The following is a 23,806-nucleotide window of genomic DNA, read 5'->3' on the forward strand; positions in this document are numbered from 1 at the left end:
CTATCAGTTGGTCGATATCGGCGTCGCGGTGCGCCGCGCTCAGGGCGATGCGCAGGCGGCTGGTGCCGGCCGGCACGGTGGGCGGGCGGATCGCCACGGCCAGCAGGCCGCGCTGTTCCAGCGCCGCCGCCAGCGCCAGGGCGCGGGCCTCGTCGCCGACGATGGCGGGCACGATCTGGGTCGACGAGTCGCCGGTGTCCACGCCCAGGCCGCGCAGCGCCAGGCGCAGGCGCTCGCCCGAGGCCGCCAGCCGGGCGCGCTCGGCGTCCAGCGTCGGCACCAGATCCAGCGCGGCGTCCATCGCGCCCAGCACGGCGGGCGGCAGGGCGGTGGTGTAGATGAAGCCGGAGCAGGCGTTGACCAGGTAGTCGCAGAGCGCGCGCGAGCCGGCCACGTAGGCGCCGAAGCCGCCCAGCGCCTTGCTGAAGGTGCCCATGGCCAGGTCGACGCCGCCCGGCGCCAGCCCGGCCAGGCCCATGCCGGCCGGTCCCAGCACGCCGGTGGCGTGGGCCTCGTCCAGGTAGACGAAGGCCTGGTAGCGCTCGGCCAGCGCCGCCAGCCGCGCCACGTCGGCGCGGTCGCCGTCCATGCTGAAGACGCTTTCGGTCAGGATGAAGCGCACCGCGGGCGGCGCCGACGGGCCGGCGCGCGCCGCCAGCAGGGATTCCAGGTGGTCGAGGTCGTTGTGGCGGAAGCGGATCTGCCGCACGCCGGCCGCCTGGCAGCCGTGGTGCAGGCTGGCGTGGTTGAGCTTGTCGGCGTAGACCTGCACCTCGCCCTGGCCGGCGGCCGCGCGCAGCAGCGCGGGCAGCACGGCGGCGTTGGCCTGCCAGCCGGAGGCCAGCAGCAGCGCGGCCTCGGTGCCCTTCAGGCGCGCCAGCTTGGCCTCGACCTGCTCGTGCAGGTCGAGATTGCCGCACACCAGCCGCGAGGCCTGCGCGCCGGCGCCGTGGCGGGCGGCCCATTCGCGCGCCCGGTCGATCAGCAGCGGGTGCTTGGACAGGCCCAGGTAGTCGTTGCTGGAGAAGTTCAGCACCGGGGCGCCGTCCAGCGCGATGCGGCCGGCGGGCGCGGCGGCGGCGGTGCGCAGCCGGCGCCGCACGCGGCGCGATTCGGCTTGCGCCAGTTCGGAATGAAAGAGGGGATCCAGCTTGGACATGACGATTTCCTGCGGCGGCCGGCGACGGGGTGCCCCGCCCCGGAGCCGCGGCCGCGAAGCGCGCCGTCAGGCCCCCGGCCGTAGAATGCGAGCCATTGTAGTGGAGGTGAAACATGCATACCCCCGACTGGATGGCCCGGGGCCAGCCGCATATCTGGCAGCCTTACGCCCAGATGAAGACCGCGACGCCGCCGCTGCCCGTGGTGCGCAGCCACGGCAGCCGCCTGGAACTGGCCGACGGCCGCCAGCTGATCGACGGCGTGGCGTCCTGGTGGACCGCCTGCCACGGTTACAACCACCCGCACATCGCCCAGGCGGTGCGGGCGCAGCTGGACGCCATGCCGCACGTGATGTTCGGCGGCCTGACCCACGAGCCGGCGCTGACCCTGGCGCGGCGCCTGGCCGGCCTGCTGGGGCCCGGGCTGGACCGGGTGTTCTATACGGATTCCGGCTCGGTGGCGGTGGAAGTCGCCATGAAGATGGCGGTGCAGTTCTGGCTCAACCAGGGCGAGCGCGGCCGCAGCCGCTTCCTGGCCTTCCGCGGCGGCTACCACGGCGACACCTTCGGCACCATGGCGGTATGCGACCCCGACGAGGGCATGCATAGTCTGTTCCGCGGCATGCTGGCCGAGCACGACATCGTCGACCTGCCGCGCGACGACGCCGCCATGGCGCGGCTCGACGCCTTCCTGGAGACGCGCGGCCCGCAACTGGCCGGCATCCTGGTCGAGCCGCTGGTGCAGGGCGCCGGCGGCATGCTGCTGCATGAGCCCGAGGTGCTGCGGCGGCTGCGCCAGCTGGCCGACCGCCATGGCCTGCTGCTGATCTTCGACGAGATCTTCACCGGCTTCGGCCGCACCGGCACGATGTTCGCGTTCGAGCAGGCCGGCATCCGCCCCGACATCATCACGCTGTCCAAGGCCCTGACCGGCGGCACGCTGCCGCTGGCCGCCACGGTGGCCAGCAGTAGGGTGTTCGACGCCTTCTGGTCGGACGACCCCTCGCACGCCCTGATGCACGGCCCCACCTTCATGGGCAACGCCCTGGCCTGCGCCGCCGCCAATGCGTCGCTCGACCTGTTCGAGAGCGAGCCGCGCCTGGCGCAGGCGCGGGCGCTGTCGTCCGCCCTGGCGGCGGGGCTGGCGCCGTGCCGCGAGCAGGCCTGGGTGCGCGACGTGCGGGTGCTGGGCGCGATCGGCGTGGTCGAACTGGACCGGATCGACGACCGCGAGGCGCTCAAGCGGCGCCTGGTCGAGGCCGGCGTCTGGGTGCGGCCGTTCGGCAACGTGGTGTATTTGACGCCCGCGCTGACCATCGCGCCGGACGAGCTGGATACCCTGATGCGGGCGGTGGTGGCCGTGCTGCGGGCGCAGCGGCCCTGAGCCCGCAGCGCCCGCAGGCGGAGGCGCCGGCCGCCGCCGGACCCGCCGGGCGGTGTCCCGGCAAGGCGCTCCGACCGGCTTGATCCAGGTCAAGGCGACCGCGCGCGGCGCTGGGTAGCATCGGCGCATGCGAGCAAAATCCATCTTCGCCGTCCCCACGACCCTGTCCGACGCCGAGCGCCAGCAGCGCCGGCACGCGCTGGTGCGCCTGTCGCTGGCGTGGCTGGCGATGATGCAGGTGATGATGTTCGCCTGGCCCGGCTACCTGCGTCACGAAGGCATCCCCAGGGACGCCCTGGACACGCTCGACTGGGCCATCGTGCTGATGAACTGGGCCAGCCTGGCCCTGACGGTGCCGGTGGTGCTGTATTCGGCCTGGCCGATCTGGCGCCACGCCGGCGCCAACCTGCGCCAGGGCCGCGCCGGCATGGACGTGCCGGTGGCGCTGGGCATCGTCGCCGCCTTCATTCCCAGCGTGCACGCCACCTACAGCGGCCACGGCGAGGTCTATTTCGATTCGGTCACGATGTTCGTCGCCTTCCTGCTGACCGCGCGCTACCTGGAACTGTGCGCGCGCCAGTCGTTCGGCGGCACTGCCGGCGGCCAGCGCCATGCGCGGGTCGAGGCCCAGCGCCAGCTGCTGGGCGCGGGCGCCGACCGGCTGGCGTCGCGCTTCGTCATGGCGCAGGTGGCGCTGGCGCTGGGCGCGGCGGCGGTCTGGGCCTATATCGACCCGGCCCACAGCATTCCCGTGATGGTGGCGCTGCTGGTCATGAGCTGTCCCTGTGCCATGTCGATGGCGGTGCCCACCGCCATGGCGTCGGCCCATTCGGCGCTGGCGGCGCATCCGTCCATGCCCGACGCGGCGCTGGACGCGCTGCTGGCCCAGGCGCAACGCAAGGCGCGCCAGAACCTGCACGGCTCGCTGGTCTGGCACCTGCTGATGACGCCGCTGGCGCTGGTCGGCTGGGTCACGCCCTGGCTGGCGGCCATCACCATGCTGGTGTCGTCGCTGGCGGTGGCCTACAACTCCTGGCGCCTGTCGCGCCAGGATTGGTCGGGCAGCGCGGCGCCCGGCGGCGCGCTGGAGGCCGCGCCATGACCATCCTGTACCTGCTCCTGCCGCTATCCCTGCTGTTCGTGCTGGCCATCGGCGTGTCGTTGTGGTGGGCCGTGTTCAACGGCCAGTACGACGATACCGACAACGCCGGCACCGCCATCTTGCGCGACGACGACAGCGGCCCGGCCTCGCGCGGCTAGCGTCCCTCCGGCATTCAGGATTCCGCGGGCGGCGGCCATCAGGCAGCCGCCCGATCCGCCGTGGCCGCCGCCGCGCCATGGACGTTGCGCCGGCGCTGCGGGTTCCCCTGCACGGCCAATAGGGTTTGATTCACATCAACCCCGGTTTACCCGCGACCCCCCATCATTGAAACCTGAAGCTAATTGTTTCTTTTGGGGGAAGGGTGATGAACGATTGCGCCGCAATCGCAAGCAAGGCCGATACCTTCAACTATCGGATCGTGAGGCAGTTCGCGCTCATGACGGTGGTCTGGGGCATTGTCGGCATGGCTGTGGGCGTTTTTCTCGCCGCGCAGCTGATTTGGCCTCAGTTGAATTTCGACACCGCCTGGCTGAGCTACGGCCGCCTGCGCCCGCTGCACACCAACGCCGTGATCTTCGCCTTCGGCGGCAGCGCGCTGTTCGCGACCTCGTACTACGTGGTCCAGCGCACCTGTCAGACCCGCCTTTTCTGTGACAAGCTGGCCGCGTTCACGTTCTGGGGCTGGCAGGCGGTCATCGTCGCCGCCGCCATCACGCTGCCGCTGGGCTACACCAGCAGCAAGGAATACGCCGAGCTGGAATGGCCGATCGACATCCTGATCACGCTGGTCTGGGTGGCCTACGCCATCGTGTTCTTCGGCACCATCATCAAGCGCCGGTCCAAGCACATCTACGTGGCCAACTGGTTCTTCGGCTCGTACATCCTCACCATCGCCATCCTGCACATCTTCAACAACATCGAGATGCCGGTGACGCTGTGGAAGTCGTACTCGGCCTACGCCGGGGTGCAGGACGCCATGGTGCAGTGGTGGTACGGCCACAACGCGGTCGGCTTCTTCCTGACCACCAGCTTCCTGGGCATGATGTATTACTTCGTGCCCAAGCAGGCCGGCCGTCCGATCTACTCGTACCGCCTGTCCATCGTCCACTTCTGGGCGCTGGCCTTCACCTACATGTGGGCCGGTCCGCACCACCTGCTGTACACCTCGCTGCCCGACTGGACCCAGTCGCTGGGCATGACGTTCTCGCTGATCCTGCTGGCGCCGTCGTGGGGCGGCATGATCAACGGCATCATGACGCTGCAGGGCGCCTGGTACAAGCTGCGCACCGATCCGATCCTGAAGTTCATGGTGACCGCGCTGTCGTTCTACGGCATGGCGACGTTCGAAGGCTCGATGATGTCGATCCGCACCGTGAACGCGCTGTCGCACTACACCGACTGGACCATCGGCCACGTGCACTCCGGCGCGCTGGGCTGGGTCGCGATGATCTCGTTCGGCTCGCTCTACTACCTGATCCCGCGCCTGTATGGCCGCGAGAAGATGTACAGCGTCAAGGCCATCGAACTGCACTTCTGGATCGCCACCATCGGCGTGGTGCTGTACATCGCCGCGATGTGGATCGCCGGGGTGCAGCAGGGCCTGATGTGGCGCGACACCGCCGCCGACGGCACGCTGGTCTACAGCTTCGTCGAGGAACTCAAGACGCGGGTGCCGTACTACCTGATCCGTCTGCTGGGCGGGGCGCTGTTCCTGTCGGGCGTGCTGGTCATGGCCTGGAACGTGTGGAAGACGGTGCGCGGCGCGCAGGCGGTCAACCCCGCCATCCCGCAGGACGATCCCCACACCACCCGCGCGCCGGCTGTCGCCGCGCCCGCGCCGGCCACCGTTTGACGAGGACATCATGGCCAACAAGCAACAAGGCTTTTTTTCCCACCAGACGCTCGAGAAGAACATCGGCTGGATGATCATCGCCAGCATCCTGGTGGTGTCCTTCGCCGGCCTGGTGCAGATCGTGCCGCTGTTCTTCCAGCACAGCACCACGCAGCCGGTGGCGGGGGTCGAACCCTACAGCCCGCTGCGCCTGATGGGCCGCGACGTCTACATCCGCGAAGGCTGTGTCGGCTGCCACTCGCAGCAGGTGCGCCTGCTGGCCGCCGAAGTGCAGCGCTACGGCTCGTACTCGCTGGCCTCGGAATCGGTGTTCGACCATCCCTTCCTGTGGGGCTCCAAGCGCACCGGTCCCGACCTGGCGCGCGTGGGTGAACGCTATTCCGACGACTGGCACCGCATCCACCTGCGCAACCCGCGCAAGGTGGTGCCCGAGTCCAACATGCCCGCCTATCCGTGGCTGGAAAAGACCGTGATCACCGGCCAGAACGTCGACCAGCGGATGCGCGCGCTGCGCGCCCTGGGCGTGCCCTACACCGACGAGGAGATCGCCGCGGCGCCCAAGGCCATCGAAGGCAAGACCGAAGAGGACGCGCTGGTGGCCTACCTGCAAGGGCTGGGCGTCGGCGTGCGCAAGGCGCAGCAGGCCAAAAAGGCGGAAGAGGCCAAAAAGGCCGAAGAAGCCAGGAAGGCCGCGCAGCAGCCGGCCGCCGCCGCGCAACCCGCGGCCACCGGAGGCTGATCATGGCCCTGCTGAGCGCAATCGTCACCGCCATTTCGATGGCAACCTTTTTCGGCATCGTCTGGTGGGCCTGCTCGCGCGGCCGCCAGCATGCCAACAGCGAATCGGCCATGCTGCCGTTCGCGCTGCCCGATGAATTCGGGCCGGCACAACAAGATGGAGCGGATCGGTCATGAGCGATTTCGTCAATGGCTTCTGGGGGTATTTCATCTCGATCGTCGCGGTCGGCGGCGTGGTCTGGTGTGTGTGGCTGCTGTACACGCAGCGCCGCTGGCTCAGCACCAAGCCGGCCAACGGCCAGGTCGAGGACACCGGCCACGTCTGGGACGGCGACCTCACGGAACTGAACAACCCGGTGCCCGGCTGGTGGACCTGGATGTACCTGCTGGCCTGCGCCTTCGCGCTGGGCTACCTGTTCTTCATGCCCGGCCTGGGTGAGTACAAGGGCCAGCTGGGCTACAGCAGCGCCGACGAAGTGGCGCAGCAGCAGGCCAAGATGGCCGCGGCGGTGCGTCCCATCTACGCGCGCTTCGAAACCATGACGGTGCCGCAGATCGCCGCGGACCCGGGCGCCCGTGAAATCGGCCAGCGCCTGTTCCTGAACACCTGCGCGCAGTGCCATGGCTCCGACGCCAAGGGCGGCCCCAGCTTTCCCAACCTGACCGACAGCGACTGGCTGCACGGCGGCTCGCCCGAGGCCATCATGCAGACCATCACCAACGGCCGCATCGGCATGATGCCGCCCTGGAAATCGGCCATCGACCCCAAGACCGCCGGCGACATCGCGCAGTACGTGCGTTCGCTGTCGGGCCTGACGGCCGACCCGGTGCGGGTGTTCCGCGGCCAGCGCGAGTTCGCCAACTTCTGCGTCGCCTGTCACGGCGTCGACGGCAAGGGCAACCAGGCGCTGGGCGCGCCCAACCTGACGGACGACGTCTGGCTCTACGGCAGCTCGGAGGCCACCATCGTCAAGACGATCCTGGACGGCCGCGACAACCGCATGCCGGCGCACGGCGACATCCTCAGCCCGGAACAGATCAAGATCCTGACCGCCTGGGTCTGGGGCCTGTCCAACAAGCCGGACGCGCAGGCGCAACCGGCCACGGCCGCCGCCTCGGCCAAGTAGGCCTCGCCACATAGGTGGGGGCGCGCCGCGACGGCAGCCCCCATATCACATGGACTTACCGCACGGAGCAGCACATGGATGATGGGTCAACCGCAAGCGTCAGCAGTTCGCCTGGCGGCGACCCGCCACCCTGGCGGCCGCACGTGCGGCCGCCGCGTCCTGGCCAGGAAACGCTGGAGCAGACCCTGGCCGGCGTGCGCAGCAAGATCTATCCGCGTTCGGTCAGCGGCATCTTCGCGCGCTGGCGCATCGCCTTCGTCTTCCTCACCCAGCTGATCTTCTACGGCCTGCCGTGGCTGCAATGGAACGGCCGCCAGGCGGTGCTGTTCGACCTGGGCGCGCGCAAGTTCTACCTGTTCGGCCTGGTGCTGTGGCCGCAGGACGTGGTCTACCTGGCGGTGCTGCTGGTGATCTCGGCGCTGGCGCTGTTCCTGTTCACCGCGGTGGCGGGGCGGCTGTTCTGCGGCTACGCCTGTCCGCAGACGGTCTACACCGAGATCTTCATGTGGATCGAGCGCAAGGTCGAAGGCGACCGCGTCGCCCGCATCCGGCTCGATGAATCGCCCTGGACCTGGCGCAAGGCGCGCCTGAAGGTCACCAAGCACTTCCTGTGGATCGCGCTGGCCTGGTGGACGGGCTCCACCTTCATCGGCTACTTCGCGCCGATCCGCGAGCTGGGCCATGAACTGTTCACGCTGCAGCTGGGGCCGTGGCAATGGTTCTGGATGGTGTTCTACGGCTTCGCCACCTGGGGCAACGCCGGTTTCATGCGCGAGTCGGTGTGCAAGTACATGTGCCCGTACGCCCGCTTCCAGAGCGTGATGGTCGACCCCGACACTTTCGTCGTGACCTACGACAAGCGCCGCGGCGATCCGCGCGGCGGCCGTTCGCGCAAGGTCGACCACAAGGCCGCGGGGCTGGGCGACTGCGTCGATTGCAGCCTGTGCGTGCAGGTGTGCCCGACCGGCATCGACATCCGCGAGGGCCTGCAATACATGTGCATCGGTTGCGGCGCCTGTATCGACGCCTGCGAACAGGTGATGGACAAGATGCAGTATCCGTCCGGACTGATCCGCTACACCTCCGAGCGGGCCATGCTGGACGGGCTGTCGACGCAAAGCGCGCGTTCGCACCTGCTGCGGCCGCGGGTGCTGATCTACGGCTCGCTGATCCTGGTGCTGGCGGTGGCGTTCGTGGCCTCGCTGGCGATGCGCAATCCGCTGCGGGTGGACGTAATCCGCGATCGCGGCGCGCTGGGCCGCGAGGTGGCCGGCGGCATGATCGAGAACGTGTACCGGCTGCAGATCATCAATACGTCGGATTCGCCGCTGCGGCTGCGGCTGTCGGCCGACGGCATGCCCGGGCTGGCGGTGCGCGCCGGACAAAGCGAGTCGGACGTGGTGGAAGTGGAGGCGGCCGCCAACAAGCTGGTGCCGATGGTGATCCGCGCGCCGGCCGGCGCCGAGCCGGGCGCCCACCCGATCACGTTGCGGGCCCGCGCCCACGACCAGGAGAACCGGCCCGTCGAGACCGATGAAGCCGCAAGTTTCTATGTGCCCGATTGATTCCGAATAAAGGATGCCAACGATGAATACTGCCCATGTCGCCGCGCCGATGCCGGTCAAACCCTGGTACCGCGAATTCTGGCCTTGGTTCCTGATGGCGGGCCCGTTCCTGGCGGTGGTCGGCTGTTCGATCACGATCTACCTGGCCTATACCCAGTTCGGCAACCAGCCGATCCAGGAAGGCGTGGTCAAGCGCGGTCTGGTGATCGAGCAGGCGGACACGCTGCCGACGCCGCCGGCCGCGATCGGCGTTCGTTGATGATTTCCGGAGGCGCGCCATGGGGTTGAGGTCGTTGATGTGGATACTGTGGCCGTCGTTCCTGGCGGCGGCCGTGGGCAGCGCGATTGTCTTTGCCCTGATCGATCCGCTGGATGTGGCGGTGTTCGGGTATGTGCCGACGGGGCGGGTGGGGTTTTATACGGTGTCGTTCTTTTTGCTTTGGGGGATGGCGGGGGCGTCGAGTGCGTTGACGGCTTATTTGATGCCTAAGGTGGAGGAAGATCCGGATCTTTAGGCTTGGGTTATCTGGGGCTTTGGTTTGGTGCTGCGGGGGAGGGCTTCGTAGGTCGCCCCTCGCGGCGGGCGAGTCGGTGGCGGGCGCCCACGATTGCGGTCCGGAGCGTTCGCTCCGGACTTGCCTAGGCGGCCCCCCCCTTTGTCATCCTCGTCCTCGCCTGCGGCGACTCCTTCGGATTCCCTCGGGCGCATCGAGGTTGCCCGCCACCGACTCGCCCGCCGCGAGGGGCTGCGAGAGTCTTGGGGCGTCGCGTTGTCAGATCGGCGGGGGCATGGAGAGGTTTGCGGGGCCCGCCCCAGGTCGGCCGCGCGGGCGGCCTTTTGGGGCTTACGCGGTGTCTTGCGTCGGGGGCTGGTGGTATTTGCCCTGGGTGTGGCGCGTCTTTATTCCGTGTCGTGCAGCAGGTCCACGAAGTGTCGGGCGGGCGCGCTTAGCGGGCGGTCCTTGGGGATGATGCTGCCGAAGGCGGTCAGGGTGTGCTGGAGTTGGTAGGGGATGATGGCGAGCAGGCCGTGGCGGGCGTAGCGGCTGGCGACGGAGTCGGGGATGACGCCCAGCATGTCGGACTTCATGGCCAGGTTGGTGGTGGTGAGGATCGAGGCGGACTCGATCAGGCCCTTGGGCAGGGCGGTGTCGTGGGCGCGGAATTCCTGTTCCAGGACGTCGCGCATGGGGCTGCCGTGGGGTTGCAGGATCCAGGGGTAGGCCTGCAGCGCGTCGAAGCTGATGCGCTTGCGGCGGGTCAGGGGGTGGTCGACGGCGGCGATGACGGAGAGGGCCTCGTCGCCGATGGGGCGGAAGACGTAATGGCGCTCGGACAGGGTCAGCATGCGGCCGATGACGACGTCGAGCTTGCCCTCGTTCAGGCGTTCGATCAGCAGGTCGCTGGTGCCGGTGGAGATCTCCACGGCCAGTAGCGGGTAGGTCTGCTTCAGGCGCAGCAGGGCGTCGGTGAGGTGGCCCGGCGAGGCGGCCATGATGCTGCCGATGAAGAGTTTGCCGGCGCTGCCCAGGCGCAATTCTTCCAGTTCGCGCGCCAGCGACGACACCGTGCCGCGCATGCCGCGGAAATACTCCATCACGCATTCCCCGGCGGCGGTCAGCGCCAGGCCGCGGCCGACCCGTTCGAACAGCGGTTGGCCGATGGCCAGTTCCAGCTCGTGCAGCATCTTGCTGGCGGCGGACTGGGTCATGTTGAGCTGGGCGGCGGCGGCGCGCAGGGTGCCGCGTTCCTCGATGGCCAGCAGCAGCACGATCTGCCGCATGCGCAGGCGCGAAAGCAGCGCGGGGACGTTCGGGAGGCGTTCCATGATTGATCGCCTGTAGTGAACGGTTGGTGCAAAAGTTTCATTTTACGGAAACAGCGGTTGTTTCTAAGATGCAGGCATAACAAAGCCCGCTACGGGCCATAAGCCCCCAAGGAGACAACCATGAAGACTCGGCTTTATGCCGCATTGGCGGCGGGCGTGCTGTGCCTGTCCGCCGCCGCATCCGCCCAGGCGCAGAGCGCCGACTGGCCGACCCGGCCGCTGCGCCTGCTGGTGGGCTCGGCCCCCGGCGGCGGCACCGACGCCATGGCGCGCGCCGTGGCCGACAAGCTCGGGCCGATGCTCAAGCAGACCGTGGTGGTGGAGAACAAGCCGGGCGCGTCCAACACGCTGGCGGCGGACCTGGCGGCCAAGTCGGGCGACGGCCATACCATGGTGATGGGCGTGTCCACCGCGCACGCGATCGCGCCGCACCTGCTCAAGCTGGGCTACGACAACGACCGCGACCTGACGCCGGTGGTGTTCGTGGGCGCGGTGCCGAACATCCTGGTGGTCAACAACCAGCTGCCGGCGCAATCGGTGCAGGAACTGATCGCGCTGCTCAAGCGCAAGCCAGGCGAATACAACTTCGCCAGCAGCGGCTCGGGCAGCACCCAGCACATCGCCGCCGAGCTGTTCAAGGACGCCACCGGCGTGCAGATGACGCACATTCCCTATCGCGGCAGCGGTCCGGCGATGGTCGACTTGATGGGCGGCCAGGTGCAGATCGCCTTCGAGACCGCGTCGTCCGTCATCCCGCACATCAAGAGCGGCAAGGTGCGCGCCCTGGCGGTGCTGAGCGCCAGGCGCAACCCGCAGCTGCCCGACGTGCCGACCATGGCCGAGGCCGGCGTCAGCGGCGTCGAGATGAGCGCCTGGTACGGCATCTACATGCCCGGCAACACCCCGGCGGCGGTGCAGCAGCGCGTGCATGACTCGGTCAACGCGGTGCTGGCGATGCCCGAGACCCGGACGCGCCTGCTGGCCATCGGCGCCGACATCAGCCCGATGAGCCAGGCGCAGTTCGCGCAGTTCCACCAGGCCGAGAACCAGCGCTACGCCGCCATCATCAAGAAGAACCATATTTCCGTGGAATGAACGCAGCATGAGCATCGACAGCAACTCCGCCAAGCCCGTCATCGCCCTGACGCTGGGCGACCCCGCCGGCATCGGCCCCGAACTGATCGCGCGCCTGCTGGCGCGGCCCGAGGCGACGCAACTGGCCAACATCGTGCTGGTGGGCGATGAATGGTTGTGGCGCGAAGGCCAGCGGGTGGCCGGCGTGCAGGTGGCCACGCAGCCGGTGGCCAGCTTCGACGCCGCGCGGACGCGGCCGGACACCGGCGCGCCGGCGTGGCTGGCGATGCAGACCGTGCGGCGCGAGGACGTCAACCTGGGCCAGGCGCAGGCGCCCGGCGGCGCCTCGGTGCTGCGGGTGCTGGACGCCTGCATGGACGCGGCGCTGGCCGGCCATATCGACGCCATCTGTTTCGCGCCGCTGAACAAGCACGCGATGAAGCAGGGCGGCCTGCGCCACGACGACGAGCTGCACCACTTCGCGCAGTACCTGGGCGTGACGGGCTACTTCTGCGAGTTCAACACGCTGGGCGAGCTGTGGACCTCGCGCGTGTCCTCGCACATTCCGCTCAAGGACGCCGCCGCCGCGCTCAGCATCGACGGCATCAAGGCCGCCACGCGGCTGATCTACCAATCCCTGCAGGCCAATGGCGTGGCCGCGCCGCGGGTAGCCGTGGCGGCATTCAATCCGCATGGCGGCGACGGCGGCACCTGCGGGCGCGAAGAGGTCGACATCATCGCCCCGGCCGTGCGCCAGCTGAACCAGGAAGGGCTGCCGGCGCAGGGCCCGTTCCCGGCCGACACCATCTTCCTGAAGGCGCAGGCGGGCGAGTTCCAGGCCATCGTCACCATGTACCACGACCAGGGCCAGATCGCGATCAAGCTGCTGGGCTTCTCGCGCGGCGTGACGGTGCAGGGCGGCCTGCCGATCCCGATCACCACGCCGGCCCACGGCACCGCCTACGACATCGCCGGCCAGGGACGCGCCAACGTCGACGCCACCTGGCAGGCCTTCCGCATCGCCTGCCGCATGGGCCTGTCGCACCGCGCCGCGCGCGCGGCGGCCTGAGGCGGCCGCGCTTTCCCGTTCATCGCATCGTTCGACCCCTTTCGCAGGAATCCCCCATGAAGATCAAATCCGTCCGCGCGCGCGTCTTTGAATGGACCGGCAAGACCGTGCCGCCACAAGGCAACTTCTGCTCCAACGCCATGGACCTGCTGTATTCGCCGCAGGAAACCATGAGCACCTTCCGCTTCCATGGCTGGACCGTGGTCGAGGTCGAGACCGACGACGGCATCGTCGGGCTGGGCAACGTGGCGCTGGCGCCGCGGGTGGCCAAGGCCATCATCGACCAGTACCTGGCGCCGCTGGTGATCGGCCAGGACCCGTGGGACTACGAATACCTGTGGCAGCGCATGTACCGCGCCACCCACGCCTGGGGCCGCAAGGGCGTGACCATGGCGGCGATCTCGGGCGTGGACCTGGCGATCTGGGACATCCTGGGCAAGTCGGTCGGCAAGCCGGTCTTCAAGCTGCTGGGCGGGCGCACCAAGGAGAAGATCCCGGTCTATTACTCCAAGCTCTACCGCACCGACCTGAAGGCCATGCAGGAAGAGGCCCAGACCTACCTGGACCAGGGCTTCACCGCCTTCAAGATGCGCTTCGGCTACGGCCCGGCGCACCTGCAGCGCGGCGTGTCGGAGAACCTGAAGTCGGTCGAGGCGGTGCGCGAGGTGATCGGCTACGACACCGACCTGATGCTCGAATGCTACATGGGCTGGAACCTGGAATACGCCAAGCGCATGCTGCCCAAGCTGGAGAAGTTCGAGCCGCGCTGGCTGGAGGAACCGGTCATCGCCGACGACATCGACGGCTATGCGGAGCTGAACCAGCTGACGTCCATCCCCATCTCGGGCGGCGAGCACGAGTTCTCACTGTACGGCTTCAAGCAGCTGCTGGACCGCAAGGCGGTGTCGGTGGTGCAGTACGACACAAACCGCGTCGGCGGCATCACCGCCGCGCACAAGATCAACGCCCTGTGCGAGGCCTACAGCGTGCCGGTGATCCCGCACGCCGGCCAGATGCATAACTACCACCTGACCATGAGCACGCTGGCTTCGCCCATGAGCGAGTACTTCCCGATGTTCGACGTGGAAGTGGGCAACGAACTCTTCTACTACATCTTCGACGGCGAGCCGGTGGCCAGGGAAGGCTTCATCGACCTGGACGACGACAAGCCGGGCCTGGGCCTGAGCCTGAAGACCGAATACCTGAAAGACTTCAACATCATCGAGTGAGCGCCATGACCACGACGACTGTGCCGGCGCCGCGCTATCGCGGCATCTTCCCGGTGGTGCCCACCATCTTCACCGAAGCGGGCGGGCTGGACCTGCCGGGCCAGAAGCGCGCCGTCGATTTCATGATCGACAGCGGCGTGGATGGCCTGTGCATCCTGGCCAATTTCTCCGAGCAGTTCTCGCTGTCGGACGACGAACGCGAGATCCTCACGCGCGCGCTGCTGGAACACGTGGCGGGCCGGGTGCCGGTGATCGTCACCACCACGCACTACGGCACCCAGGTGTGCGCGGCGCGCAGCCGCCGGGCGCAGGAGCAGGGCGCGGCCATGGTGATGATCATGCCGCCGTACCACGGCGCCACCCTTCGCGTTGCCGAGGAACAGGTGGTCGGGTTCTTCCAGCAGGTCTCGGACGCCATCGACATCCCCATCATGATCCAGGACGCGCCGGTCGCCGGCACGCCGCTGCCCGCCGCGCTGCTGGCGCGCATGGCGCGCGAGATCGCGCAGGTGTCGTACTTCAAGATCGAGACCGCGGGCGCGGCCAGCAAGCTGCGCGACCTGATCGCGCTGGGCGGCGCCGCGGTGGAAGGGCCGTGGGACGGCGAAGAGGCCATCACGCTGCTGCCGGACCTGGATGCCGGCGCCACCGGCTCCATGACGGGCGGCGGCTTCGCCGATGGGCTGCGCCCCATCATCGAGGCGCATCGCGCCGGCCGCCGCGACGAGGCCTATGCCCTGTACGAGCGCTGGCTGCCGCTGATCAACTACGAGAACCGCCAGGGCGGCATCCTGACCGCCAAGGCCCTCATGAAGGCCGGTGGCGTGATCGCCTGCGACGCGCCGCGCCATCCGTTCCCGGCCATGCGGCCGGAGGTGCGGCAGGGGTTGCTGGAGGTGGCGCGGCGGCTGGATCCGCTGGTGCTGCGCTGGGCGCGCTAGGGCGCCCAGCCGGGGACGGGCGCGGCTGTTACGGCACCAGCGACAGGCCGATGCGGAACTGCGATTCGTTGCGCTGGTTGTAGCCCAGCAGCGTTTCGCCGTAGCCGTTGAAGTACTGCAGGTGCAGGTAGCCGTTCATGTTCAGCCAGGTGCGCTGCAGCGGCCAGGCGAAGTCGAGCTGGGTGGTGCGGCGGCGCTGGTCGCCCTGGCGGTACATGGCCGAGACCACCGCGCCGTTGTCCTGCGCCCAGCGCAGGTTCCAGTCGACGCGGCCGGCGTAGTCGGCGTAGTCGGAGTTCTCGCTGGCCACGCCGAAATAGGCCTTGACCTTGGGCGCGAAGGTCAGCGTGCTGCCGCCGTCGAAGCGGTAGTTGAACTGCGGCTGGATGTAGGCGTCGTTGACCGAGCGCGAGTCGTCGCCGGCCTTGCCGTTGGAGTTGTGCTCGACGCCGGTGTTCATGCCCAGCCGCCAGCTCTGGTTCTCCGATTGCCACATGTTGTCCGACAGCCAGAACAGGCTCGGGTTGAAGGTGGTGTCGATGAAGGGCATGGAATCGCCCTGCAGGTCCCACAGCGAGGTCTGGGTATAGCCCAGGTAGAAATTCTCTCCCCAGGTCGCCGGGCGGTTGCCGGACGGGCTGAACAGGCGGTACTTGGCGCTGATCTGGAAGCGCGCGGTGGTCTGGCCGCGGGTGCCGATGTCGAAGTACACCGGCTTGTATTCCGAGATCGCGCTGCGGAAATGATCGAAGGCCGATTGCTGGTAGCTCGAGACGGCCACGGTGTCTGGCGCCGGGCCGCCTTCGGGCGACGCGCCGGCCGCGGCCACCGCGGCCGGCGGCACGGGCTGGCCGGTGCGCGGGTCGACCACCGGGCCGGGCGCGGGCGTGCTGGCCAGCGTGCCGCTGTCGCGGCCGGTGGCGTCCAGCGCCATCATGGCCGGCTGGCCCTCGATCGACACGGCCTGCAGGCCGCGCGCGCTGGCGGGCACTTCCGCGCTCCAGGCCATCCGCGCGAAATTGTTGACCGGCACGCTGTAATTGGCCTTGCCGCCCTGCAGCTTGGCCAGGCTGCGCACGATCTGGCCATCCTGGCCGCGCCACTGCAGCACCAGCTCGGGCGGCGCTTCCCAGGTGGCGCGGGCATTGCCTTCGTTGAAATACACGGCCTCGATGGTGACGGTGTCGCCGGGGGCGGCGGACGGCCGGTCCAGCCGGTACGACACGCCGGCGGCCGCGGTGCCGCCCAGGCCCAGGGCCAGGGCGGCGGTGAGGGTGCGCAAGGGAAGGGCGATGCGTCGGGACATGGTCATGGAAGGCCGTTTGAATTGTGACGAAGCAATGTAGCATCGCCCCGGCCTACATTTTGTAAGTCGGGCTTATCGAATGTAGGACTTGCAACATGCGCGGGGGAACGGGGCGCCGCATCGCCCGCCCGCTTATAAGACTTATGCCGGCTAGCAGCCAAATGCTTTGAAGATAGACTTCAACGCATGAATGTCCGGGATCGCCGGATTCAAGCGTGTCTTCGCATTCCGTCGCGTCGTCGCCAGGTTCCTCGGTCCCCAACGATTGGCCATGCGCACCGAATGGCCATCAAGAAAATCACTAGAAAAACGGGCGCTGAACATGGAATCCTCCGTCTGCCATGGCTGCTTGCTCCATCTGGAGGCATACATCAACTGGCTCGACGACATCATCTGGGGCCGCTATTTCATCGTGATCCTGCTGGCTGTCGGCATCTATTACAGCATCAGGTTGAAGTTTCCCCAGGTTTTGATGGCGAAATATGCGCTCTCCGTGATTACCGAAAAAGACCACGGCGCAAAAGGGAACAAGAGCCATATTTCGCCCTATGAGGCCTTGATGATCTCCATGGGGACGCGCGTCGGCATCGGCACGATCGTCGGCATGGCGGTCGCCGTGGTGCAGGGAGGCCCGGGCGTGATCGTCTGGATGTGGCTGGCGGCGTTCCTGAACGGCGCCATTTCCGTGGCGGAAAACACCCTGGGGCAGGTCTACAAGAGCCGCGATGGCGACGGCTTCAAGGGCGGGGCGCCGTACTACCTGGCGAAAGGACTGGGCGCCAGGAAGCTCGCCATTGTCAGCAGCGCGCTGATGATCCTGACAGGCTGGTCGTTTTCCGTGCTGTTCAGCTACACCATCTACACCTCCTTCGAACCCTGGGTGCCGGAGGCGGCCGCCGGCGCGAGCCATCTGAGCCTGTACGTGGGCGCCGGCATCGTCGTGTTCGCGTCGATCATGTTCTTTGGCGGCGGCAGGTACATCGCGAGATTCACCAGCTATGTCACGCCGTTCATGTCCGTGGGTTTCATCCTGATCGCCCTGTACAGCATCGCCATCCACTGGGACAAGGCCGGACGGATACTCGGACAGATACTCGACAGCGCCTTTGACGTCGGCAGCATCTTGGGCGGCTTTGCCGGCAGCGTGCTCGTCATCGGCATCAAGCGGGCGATGTTCGCCAACGAGGCCGGGCTGGGCTCCGTGCCGGGGGCGGCCGCGGCCGCGCATACCAGCCATCCGGTCAAGCAGGGGATCGTCCAGGCATTCTGCGTGTTCGTCGATACGCTGATTGCCTCGCTGAGCGTGCTCTTCGTGCTGTTCAGCGACAGTTACGGCAATGCGCTGACCGATGCGGACGGGCAGAGGCTGACGGCCCTGCCATTGGTGCAATCCGCCATGCGCGAGTCGTTGGGCGTGTTCGGCAACTACTACATGACCTTCCTGATCGTGGTGCTGACCGCCACGGTGCTGGTGGGTTCGTATTACATCGGCCAGATGAACCTCAAGTACATCTCGGATAAGCGCCTGACGGTGAACGCATACCGGATCGTCACGATAGGGGTCCTGTTCATCGGCGCGCAGGCCTCGCTGGACCTGGCATGGAACACGGCCAATGTGGTGATGGGCCTGTGCGCCAGCATCAATATCGTCGCCGTGTTTCTGTTGTTCAAGGTGGTGAAGGTCAGCGTGGATGACTTTCTGAACCAAAAGAGACAGGGCATCAATCCGACCTTCAGCGCCAGGAAACTTGGCATTGAAAACGCGGAATGCTGGGACTGAGAAGATCGATCGTCAGGACAAGGAGAGTCCGTCATGCATTTCAACGACACCACGGCAGTCAGGAAAAGCCTGCCCGCCACGCCGCTCTGGCAGTGGACGGCCACCGAAATCGCGCGGGCCATTCGCCACAAGGCGATCAGTTCGGTCGAGGCGACCCAAAGCGTGCTCGATCGCATCGAGCAGGTCAATCCGCGGCTGAATGCCATCATCAACCTGATGACGGACAAGGCGCTGCTTCAGGCCAGGCAGGCCGACGAGCTGTTGGCGCGCGGAACGCTGTTGTCGCCCCTGCATGGCGTTCCCGTCACGATCAAGGACAACGTCGATGTGAAGGGCGAGAGAAACACCAACGGCGGCGTCTTCAGGAATCGTGTCAGCCAGCACGACAGCACGATCGCGGAAAACTTCAACGCCGCGGGCTGCGTCACGCTCGGCATGACCAATCTGCCGGAATTCGCGCTGCGTTTTTTCTCCGAGAATCCGCTGTTCGGACGCACGCTGAATCCCTGGGACGAGGCATTGACGCCCGGCGGCAGCAGCGGCGGCGCGGCAAGCGCCGTGGCCTCGGGCATGGGTTTCATCGGGCATGGCAACGATATCGGCGGCTCGATTCGTTATCCGGCGTATGCCTGCGGGGTGTACGGGTTGCGCCCGACCTGGGGCACGGTGCCGCAATTCGATCCCGGCAGTCCCGGCGGCCGGGCGTTTGCCAGTGCGTTCTTTTCGGTCGAAGGCCCCCTGGCGCGTTGCGTCAATGACATCCGCCTGGGACTGGAAGTGCTGTCACGCAAGAGCATCCGGGATCAGGCCTGGGTGCCCGCGCCGCTGACCTATGACGAACACAGGATCAAGCGCATCGCGCTGGTGACGGAAATAGAGGGCATGCGGATCGAACCCGTCATCAAGGACAATCTGCGCAAGACCGCGGCCTGGCTGGAGCAGGATGGCTATGTGGTCGAAGAGATAACGCTGCCGGATTTCCTGCTGGCGACGGAAGTCTGGAGCAAGATCGTGGTCGCCGATAAAACCACCATGATGGGCGAGGTCGTTGCCGAATTGGGTTCCCGCGACATCCAGCGGGCATGGCGGGATATGTGCGACGTGTATGGGGGCGCCAAGGACCTGCGCGAATACATCCTCGCCATTGCCAAGCGCGATGAACTGAGGCGGCGCTACAACGAGATCCTGGCGGTGTATCCCGTGATCATGCTGCCGATCTCGGGGCAGGAGCCGTTCCGGTGGGGGGATGACTTGAAAGGCGCTGACCACTTCCGCGATGTGCTGCTCCCGGCGCAGATTCCCCTGCTGTCGCTGGTGGCCTTGAACTATCCCTCCATGAGCGTGCCGACGGGACTGCGTGATGGCCATGTGCCCCAGGGCGTGCAACTGTTCGCCGCCGACTTCCGCGCGGACCTGTGCATGCAGGTGGCCGAGGACATCGAGCATCACGCCAGGATGCCCTTCGCGTTCGGCGATTGACGCCGCGGTGGCCCCATGATGCCCGCACGGCGTTGCCTGCACGGGTCATGGGGCCACGTACCACGCGGCTTATTCGCCGAACTTGATGCCCTGCGCCAGCGGCAGGTTGCGCGAGTAGTTGATGGTGTTGGTGGCGCGGCGCATGTAGTTGCGCCAGGCATCCGAACCCGACTCGCGGCCGCCGCCGGTTTCCTTTTCTCCGCCGAAGGCGCCGCCGATCTCGGCGCCCGAGGTGCCGATGTTGACGTTGGCGATGCCGCAGTCCGAACCCGAGGCCGACAGGAAGGTCTCGGCCTCGCGCAGGTCGTTGGTGAAGATGGCCGACGACAGGCCTTGCGGCACGCCGTTCTGCAGCGCCAGCGCCTGGTTGAAGTCGCTGTAGCGCATCACGTACAGGATCGGCGCGAAGGTCTCGTGGCAGACCACGTCGGTCTGGCCGGGCATCTCGGCGATGGCGGGGCGCACGTACCAGGCGTCTGGGTACTGGTCGGCCAGCACGCGTTCGCCGCCGGTGACCTTGCCGCCCTGTTCGCCGGCGGCCTTGAGCGCGGCCTGCATGGCGTCGAACGAGGCGCGGTCGATCAGCGGGCCGACCAGGTTCTTGCCGTCCAGCGGGTTGCCGATGGGCGCGCTGGCATAGGCCTTGTGCAGGCGTTGCAGCAGGTCGTTGGCCACGCTTTCGTGCACGATCAGGCGGCGCGTGGTGGTGCAGCGCTGGCCGGCGGTGCCGATGGCGCCGAAGACGATGCCGCGCGCGGCCATGTCGAGGTCGGCGGTGGGGCCGACGATGATGGCGTTGTTGCCGCCCAGTTCCAGCAGCACGCGGCCGAAGCGCTGCGCCACGCGCGGGCCGACCTGGCGGCCCATGCGGGTCGAGCCGGTGGCCGACACCAGCGCCACGGCGTGCGAATCCACCAGCGCCTCGCCGATGTCGCGGCCGCCGATCAGCACTTCCGACAGGCCGGCCGGCGCGTCGCCGAAGCGCTGTACCGCCTGCGCGAACAGCGCCTGGCAGGCCAGGGCGGTCAGCGGCGTCTTTTCCGACGGCTTCCAGACCACGGCGTTGCCGCACACCAGCGCCAGCGCGGCATTCCACGACCACACCGCCACCGGGAAGTTGAAGGCGCTGATGACGCCCACCACGCCCAGCGGATGCCAGGTTTCCATCATGCGGTGGCCGGGGCGCTCGGAGGCGATGGTCAGGCCGTACAGCTGGCGCGACAGGCCCACGGCGAAGTCGCAGATGTCGATCATTTCCTGAACCTCGCCTTCGCCCTCGGCCACGATCTTGCCGGCTTCCAGGCTGACCAGGCGGCCCAGCTCGCGCTTGTGCTGGCGCAGCGTTTCGCCGAACAGGCGCAGCAGTTCGCCGCGGCGCGGCGCCGGCACGTCGCGCCAGGCCAGGCTGGCCTGGCGGGCGCGGGTGATGGCCGCATGGGCCTGCGCCACCGTGTGCTCGTGGACCTGGGCCAGCTCGGCGCCGTCGATCGGGCTGCGGGCGACGAGCGTGCCGCCGGTCAGGGTCGCGGGGTTGAGGCCGAGTGCGCGCAGGATGTCTTGGGGCGTGTCCATACCGGTTCCTTGGAGATGCCGGCGAAGGGGCGAGCCTTCGCTTAAGGGTTATGCCTAAGTGGCGATTCTGGAAATAAATTTACTATACGAAACTCCAGCGTGAAATGCGAAACCTTTTTTTGAAGGCGATGCGCGTGTCAGAACCCCTGCTGCTAGTCGAGTCGGTCACCAAGACCTACCAGCGCGAAGGCCAGCCCGATCATCTGGCGCTGGCGGGCATCGACTGCCGCCTGGACCGTGGCGAGGTGCTGGTGGTGGTGGGGCCGTCGGGCTCGGGCAAGAGCACCTTCCTGCGCACCCTCAATGGCCTGGAACGCATCGACAGCGGCACCATCCGGGTCGACGGCGTGTCGCTGACCGACCCGGCCACCGACGTCAACCGCTGGCGCACCGACGTCGGCATGGTGTTCCAGCACTTCAATTTGTTCCAGCATCGCACCGCGCTCGACAACGTGGCCCTGCCGCAGCGCGTGGTGCGCGGCCGCGACCGGGCCCAGGCCGAGCGCTATGCGCTCGAATTGCTGGACCGGGTCGGCATGGCCGACTTCGGCGCGCGCTATCCCAGCCAGTTGTCCGGCGGCCAGCAGCAGCGCGTGGCGATCGCCCGCGCCCTGGCGATGGACCCCAAGCTGATGCTGTTCGACGAAGCCACCTCGGCGCTCGATCCGGAGACCGTCTGCGGCATCCTGGAGCTGATGCACGCCCTGGCGCGCGACGGCATGACCATGGCGGTGGTGACGCACGAGATGGGCTTCGCCCGCGACGTGGGCGACCGCGCGCTGTTCATGGACGCCGGCCGCATCGTCGAGTCCGGCACCCCGGCCGAGGTCTTCGGCCAGCCGAAAGAGGCGCGCACCCGCGCCTTCCTGGAAAAGATTCTGTAGCGGGCCGGCGGCGCCGGGCCCGCGTGGCCGTTCGTATCTACGCATCACGCAGTCTTCGCTTCACGCAGCACGCCGCATCCGCATCACGCAGCAACCGCAGTACGCAGCAAGCAGGGCCGGCCCGGCCTGACCGGGCGCCGCCGGCATCAGGTGTACGCCCGGAACGACACACGTCATTCATCCAGAAGGGGAAGCAAATGCTGAAAATCAAACAATGGCTGGGAGCCGCCGGCGTTGCGCTGGCCGTGGCCGCGATCGCGCAGCCGGCCCGGGCCGACGAGCTGTCGGACATCATCAAGCGCGGCGAACTGCGGGTGGCGGTGCAGACCTCCGGCCCGCTGATGAGCTTCATGGACAAGAGCGGCAAGCGCACCGGCCTGGCGGTCGAGGTGGCCAAGCGCATGGCCGACGACCTGGGCGTCAAGCTGGTGCTGCAGGACTACGAATGGAAGGGCCTGATCCCGGCGCTGCTGTCGGGCAAGGCCGACATGGTGGCCGCCGACATGACGCCGACCCCGGCGCGCGCCGCCCAGGTGCTGTTCTCGACGCCGATGTTCTACGCCGACACCGTCGCCGTGGTGCCCAAGGACTCGCCGTACAAGTCGTACGCGGAACTGGACAAGGACGGCGTGACCGTCGGCGCGCTGGGCGCCAGCACCTATGCCGAGGTCGGCAAGAAGATGCTGCCCAAGGCCACGCTCAAGGAATTCTCCGGCGGCAGCGCGCCGGTCGGCCAGGCGCTGTCCACCGGCCGCCTGGACGCCGGCATCATGTCCCTGTCCACCGCCAACCAGTTCCTGGTCGACTTCGGCAACCTGCGGGTGCTGGACGGCATCATGGTGCGCGAGCCGCTGGCCTTCGCCGTCGGCCCCAACGCCTTCCGCCTGAAGTTCTGGCTCGACAACTGGCAGACGCTCAAGACCGCCGACAACACGCTGCCGGAACAGGTCAAGTACTGGTATTCGACCGACTGGAAGAAAGACCACTGATCGCGCGCGCTTCCCACCACTGACCGACAGGACCTGAATGGACTGGCTGATCGACTACTACAACTGGCGCATCGTCAGCCAGTACACGGGCCAGTTCGCCACCGGGCTGGCCAACACCCTGATCGCGGCCGGCGTCAGCCTGGTGCTGTCGGTGCTGGCCGGCATTCCGCTGGCGCTGGCGCGCATGTCGCCGCGCGCCGCGGTCTGGCGGCCGGTGGCGGGCTACGTGCAGTTCATCCGCTCGACCCCGCTGCTGGTGCAGATCTACCTGGTGTATTACGCGGTGCCGATGCTGGTGCCCGGCGCCAAGGGCTGGAGCGAGATGCTGCTGGGCATCCTGGCCATGACGCTGCACCACGCCGCCTACATGAGCGAGATCATCCGCGTCGGCATTGAGTCGGTGCCGCGCGGCCAGATCGAAGGCGCCAAGGCCTGCGGCATGAACTACCACCAGCGCCTGCGCTACGTGGTGCTGCCGCAGGCCTTCGCCAACACGCTGCCGCCGCTGCTGGGGCAGACCGCCGTGCTGATCAAGGACACTTCGCTGCTGTCGCTGATCACGGTGTTCGAACTGGTGGCCGCGGGCGTGCAGATGAACAGCGATCGCATCGTGCCCACCGAGAGCTTCCTGACCATCGCCGCCGGCTATCTGCTGATCTACGCCGTGATGCTGATGCTGTCGCGCGGCGTGAGCCTGTGGCTGGCCGGTCCCGCCTGGAACGCGAGGTAA

23 protein-coding genes are annotated in these 23,806 nt (G+C 67.7%); 19 read left to right on the forward strand and 4 right to left on the reverse strand.

Annotated elements, in window-relative coordinates; genetic code table 11:
• A partial coding sequence (gene bioF / locus AOZ53_RS00480) for an 8-amino-7-oxononanoate synthase (RefSeq protein ID WP_054486576.1) occupies positions 1 to 1,159 on the reverse strand: 1,159 nt, incomplete at its 3' end.
• A 113-nt stretch (positions 1,160 to 1,272) separates the two neighbouring features.
• Between bioF and AOZ53_RS00485 the strand changes: the two genes are divergently transcribed.
• The 10 genes from AOZ53_RS00485 to AOZ53_RS00525 all read left to right on the forward strand — a co-directional run bounded on the left by AOZ53_RS00485 (position 1,273) and on the right by AOZ53_RS00525 (position 9,440).
• Positions 1,273 to 2,541 carry an adenosylmethionine--8-amino-7-oxononanoate transaminase gene (locus AOZ53_RS00485; protein WP_054486577.1) on the forward strand — a complete coding sequence of 423 codons (1,269 nt, stop codon included), beginning with the start codon at positions 1,273 to 1,275 and terminating at the stop codon, positions 2,539 to 2,541.
• 127 nt (positions 2,542 to 2,668) lie between these two features.
• Entirely contained in the window at positions 2,669 to 3,643 is a 975-nt protein-coding gene (locus AOZ53_RS00490; protein WP_054486578.1) for a P-type ATPase actuator domain-containing protein, read from the forward strand.
• Complete coding sequence (gene ccoS / locus AOZ53_RS33195) at positions 3,640 to 3,801, forward strand: cbb3-type cytochrome oxidase assembly protein CcoS (RefSeq protein WP_006390533.1); 162 nt, start codon at positions 3,640 to 3,642, stop codon at positions 3,799 to 3,801. Before AOZ53_RS00490 ends, ccoS begins: the two co-directional genes overlap by 4 nt.
• 206 nt (positions 3,802 to 4,007) lie before the next feature.
• On the forward strand, positions 4,008 to 5,495 hold the full coding sequence (ccoN, locus tag AOZ53_RS00495; protein WP_054431641.1) for a cytochrome-c oxidase, cbb3-type subunit I: 1,488 nt from the start codon (positions 4,008 to 4,010) through the stop codon (positions 5,493 to 5,495).
• Positions 5,496 to 5,505: 10 nt separating this feature from the next.
• The gene (gene ccoO / locus AOZ53_RS00500) at positions 5,506 to 6,234 is read left to right on the forward strand and encodes a cytochrome-c oxidase, cbb3-type subunit II (RefSeq protein WP_054431640.1); all 729 of its coding nucleotides are present in this window, start codon (positions 5,506 to 5,508) and stop codon (positions 6,232 to 6,234) included.
• Positions 6,234 to 6,410, forward strand: a complete 177-nt coding sequence (locus tag AOZ53_RS00505; protein ID WP_080977556.1) for a cbb3-type cytochrome oxidase subunit 3 — start codon at positions 6,234 to 6,236, stop codon at positions 6,408 to 6,410. Before ccoO ends, AOZ53_RS00505 begins: the two co-directional genes overlap by 1 nt.
• The gene (gene ccoP, locus AOZ53_RS00510) at positions 6,407 to 7,360 is read left to right on the forward strand and encodes a cytochrome-c oxidase, cbb3-type subunit III (RefSeq protein WP_054431639.1); all 954 of its coding nucleotides are present in this window, start codon (positions 6,407 to 6,409) and stop codon (positions 7,358 to 7,360) included. Before AOZ53_RS00505 ends, ccoP begins: the two co-directional genes overlap by 4 nt.
• A gap of 74 nt (positions 7,361 to 7,434) precedes the next feature.
• Positions 7,435 to 8,925: a cytochrome c oxidase accessory protein CcoG gene (gene ccoG / locus AOZ53_RS00515; RefSeq protein WP_054486579.1), complete on the forward strand. Its 1,491-nt coding sequence runs from the start codon at positions 7,435 to 7,437 to the stop codon at positions 8,923 to 8,925.
• 22 nt (positions 8,926 to 8,947) lie between these two features.
• Complete coding sequence (locus AOZ53_RS00520) at positions 8,948 to 9,184, forward strand: FixH family protein (RefSeq protein ID WP_054431637.1); 237 nt, start codon at positions 8,948 to 8,950, stop codon at positions 9,182 to 9,184.
• Positions 9,185 to 9,203: 19 nt separating this feature from the next.
• Entirely contained in the window at positions 9,204 to 9,440 is a 237-nt protein-coding gene (locus AOZ53_RS00525) for a hypothetical protein (RefSeq protein ID WP_026383281.1), read from the forward strand.
• A gap of 386 nt (positions 9,441 to 9,826) precedes the next feature.
• Here the strand turns inward: AOZ53_RS00525 and AOZ53_RS00530 are convergent, their stop codons facing one another.
• Positions 9,827 to 10,753: a LysR family transcriptional regulator gene (locus tag AOZ53_RS00530; protein WP_054486580.1), complete on the reverse strand. Its 927-nt coding sequence runs from the start codon at positions 10,751 to 10,753 to the stop codon at positions 9,827 to 9,829.
• Between the two features lie 120 nt (positions 10,754 to 10,873).
• On the opposite strand from AOZ53_RS00530, the gene AOZ53_RS00535 reads away from it, so the two are divergent.
• From AOZ53_RS00535 to AOZ53_RS00550, 4 genes are read left to right on the forward strand one after another with little or no spacing between them, the layout of a single operon-like run.
• Positions 10,874 to 11,848, forward strand: coding sequence for a Bug family tripartite tricarboxylate transporter substrate binding protein (locus AOZ53_RS00535; protein ID WP_054431635.1), 975 nt, complete (start codon positions 10,874 to 10,876; stop codon positions 11,846 to 11,848).
• Positions 11,849 to 11,855: 7 nt separating this feature from the next.
• A complete protein-coding gene (locus AOZ53_RS00540; protein ID WP_054486581.1) occupies positions 11,856 to 12,896 on the forward strand; it encodes a 4-hydroxythreonine-4-phosphate dehydrogenase PdxA in 1,041 nt (346 codons plus the stop codon).
• 56 nt (positions 12,897 to 12,952) lie between these two features.
• Positions 12,953 to 14,125 (forward strand): L-rhamnonate dehydratase, encoded by a 1,173-nt coding sequence (locus AOZ53_RS00545; RefSeq protein ID WP_054431633.1) that lies wholly within the window; start codon positions 12,953 to 12,955, stop codon positions 14,123 to 14,125.
• A gap of 5 nt (positions 14,126 to 14,130) precedes the next feature.
• The gene (locus AOZ53_RS00550; RefSeq protein WP_054486582.1) at positions 14,131 to 15,066 is read left to right on the forward strand and encodes a dihydrodipicolinate synthase family protein; all 936 of its coding nucleotides are present in this window, start codon (positions 14,131 to 14,133) and stop codon (positions 15,064 to 15,066) included.
• Positions 15,067 to 15,094: 28 nt separating this feature from the next.
• Here AOZ53_RS00550 and AOZ53_RS00555 read toward each other — a convergent pair whose 3' ends face one another.
• Complete coding sequence (locus AOZ53_RS00555) at positions 15,095 to 16,378, reverse strand: phospholipase A (RefSeq protein ID WP_054431631.1); 1,284 nt, start codon at positions 16,376 to 16,378, stop codon at positions 15,095 to 15,097.
• A 265-nt stretch (positions 16,379 to 16,643) separates the two neighbouring features.
• On the opposite strand from AOZ53_RS00555, the gene AOZ53_RS00560 reads away from it, so the two are divergent.
• Together AOZ53_RS00560 and AOZ53_RS00565 are read left to right on the forward strand one after the other, a co-directional pair.
• Complete coding sequence (locus AOZ53_RS00560; RefSeq protein ID WP_197286426.1) at positions 16,644 to 18,152, forward strand: alanine/glycine:cation symporter family protein; 1,509 nt, start codon at positions 16,644 to 16,646, stop codon at positions 18,150 to 18,152.
• Between the two features lie 33 nt (positions 18,153 to 18,185).
• On the forward strand, positions 18,186 to 19,631 hold the full coding sequence (locus tag AOZ53_RS00565; protein ID WP_054486584.1) for an amidase: 1,446 nt from the start codon (positions 18,186 to 18,188) through the stop codon (positions 19,629 to 19,631).
• 69 nt (positions 19,632 to 19,700) lie between these two features.
• Here AOZ53_RS00565 and AOZ53_RS00570 read toward each other — a convergent pair whose 3' ends face one another.
• Entirely contained in the window at positions 19,701 to 21,203 is a 1,503-nt protein-coding gene (locus AOZ53_RS00570) for an L-piperidine-6-carboxylate dehydrogenase (RefSeq protein ID WP_054431628.1), read from the reverse strand.
• 128 nt (positions 21,204 to 21,331) lie between these two features.
• Between AOZ53_RS00570 and AOZ53_RS00575 the strand changes: the two genes are divergently transcribed.
• The 3 genes from AOZ53_RS00575 (at position 21,332) to AOZ53_RS00585 (ending at position 23,806) form a co-directional block, all read left to right on the forward strand.
• On the forward strand, positions 21,332 to 22,087 hold the full coding sequence (locus AOZ53_RS00575) for an amino acid ABC transporter ATP-binding protein (protein ID WP_054431737.1): 756 nt from the start codon (positions 21,332 to 21,334) through the stop codon (positions 22,085 to 22,087).
• A 197-nt stretch (positions 22,088 to 22,284) separates the two neighbouring features.
• Positions 22,285 to 23,076, forward strand: a complete 792-nt coding sequence (locus tag AOZ53_RS00580) for an ABC transporter substrate-binding protein (RefSeq protein WP_054486585.1) — start codon at positions 22,285 to 22,287, stop codon at positions 23,074 to 23,076.
• Positions 23,077 to 23,113: 37 nt separating this feature from the next.
• Complete coding sequence (locus tag AOZ53_RS00585) at positions 23,114 to 23,806, forward strand: amino acid ABC transporter permease (RefSeq protein ID WP_054431626.1); 693 nt, start codon at positions 23,114 to 23,116, stop codon at positions 23,804 to 23,806.

It is taken from the genome of Achromobacter sp. 2789STDY5608621, from assembly GCF_001299375.1.
Taxonomy (GTDB): Bacteria; Pseudomonadota; Gammaproteobacteria; order Burkholderiales; family Burkholderiaceae_B; genus Achromobacter; species Achromobacter insuavis.

Coding starts and splice junctions, on each gene's coding strand:
- AOZ53_RS00520 (WP_054431637.1), top strand. CDS start 8,948: ATGAATACTGCCCATGTCGCCGCGCCGATGCCGGTCAAACCCTGGTAC.
- AOZ53_RS00570 (WP_054431628.1), bottom strand. CDS start 21,203: ATGGACACGCCCCAAGACATCCTGCGCGCACTCGGCCTCAACCCCGCG.
- ccoO (WP_054431640.1), top strand. CDS start 5,506: ATGGCCAACAAGCAACAAGGCTTTTTTTCCCACCAGACGCTCGAGAAG.
- AOZ53_RS00550 (WP_054486582.1), top strand. CDS start 14,131: ATGACCACGACGACTGTGCCGGCGCCGCGCTATCGCGGCATCTTCCCG.
- AOZ53_RS00545 (WP_054431633.1), top strand. CDS start 12,953: ATGAAGATCAAATCCGTCCGCGCGCGCGTCTTTGAATGGACCGGCAAG.
- ccoS (WP_006390533.1), top strand. CDS start 3,640: ATGACCATCCTGTACCTGCTCCTGCCGCTATCCCTGCTGTTCGTGCTG.
- ccoG (WP_054486579.1), top strand. CDS start 7,435: ATGGATGATGGGTCAACCGCAAGCGTCAGCAGTTCGCCTGGCGGCGAC.
- AOZ53_RS00575 (WP_054431737.1), top strand. CDS start 21,332: ATGCGCGTGTCAGAACCCCTGCTGCTAGTCGAGTCGGTCACCAAGACC.
- AOZ53_RS00565 (WP_054486584.1), top strand. CDS start 18,186: ATGCATTTCAACGACACCACGGCAGTCAGGAAAAGCCTGCCCGCCACG.
- AOZ53_RS00485 (WP_054486577.1), top strand. CDS start 1,273: ATGCATACCCCCGACTGGATGGCCCGGGGCCAGCCGCATATCTGGCAG.
- AOZ53_RS00490 (WP_054486578.1), top strand. CDS start 2,669: ATGCGAGCAAAATCCATCTTCGCCGTCCCCACGACCCTGTCCGACGCC.
- AOZ53_RS00535 (WP_054431635.1), top strand. CDS start 10,874: ATGAAGACTCGGCTTTATGCCGCATTGGCGGCGGGCGTGCTGTGCCTG.
- AOZ53_RS00555 (WP_054431631.1), bottom strand. CDS start 16,378: ATGACCATGTCCCGACGCATCGCCCTTCCCTTGCGCACCCTCACCGCC.
- AOZ53_RS00585 (WP_054431626.1), top strand. CDS start 23,114: ATGGACTGGCTGATCGACTACTACAACTGGCGCATCGTCAGCCAGTAC.
- AOZ53_RS00540 (WP_054486581.1), top strand. CDS start 11,856: ATGAGCATCGACAGCAACTCCGCCAAGCCCGTCATCGCCCTGACGCTG.
- AOZ53_RS00560 (WP_197286426.1), top strand. CDS start 16,644: ATGCGCACCGAATGGCCATCAAGAAAATCACTAGAAAAACGGGCGCTG.
- AOZ53_RS00525 (WP_026383281.1), top strand. CDS start 9,204: ATGGGGTTGAGGTCGTTGATGTGGATACTGTGGCCGTCGTTCCTGGCG.
- ccoN (WP_054431641.1), top strand. CDS start 4,008: ATGAACGATTGCGCCGCAATCGCAAGCAAGGCCGATACCTTCAACTAT.
- AOZ53_RS00580 (WP_054486585.1), top strand. CDS start 22,285: ATGCTGAAAATCAAACAATGGCTGGGAGCCGCCGGCGTTGCGCTGGCC.
- AOZ53_RS00530 (WP_054486580.1), bottom strand. CDS start 10,753: ATGGAACGCCTCCCGAACGTCCCCGCGCTGCTTTCGCGCCTGCGCATG.
- ccoP (WP_054431639.1), top strand. CDS start 6,407: ATGAGCGATTTCGTCAATGGCTTCTGGGGGTATTTCATCTCGATCGTC.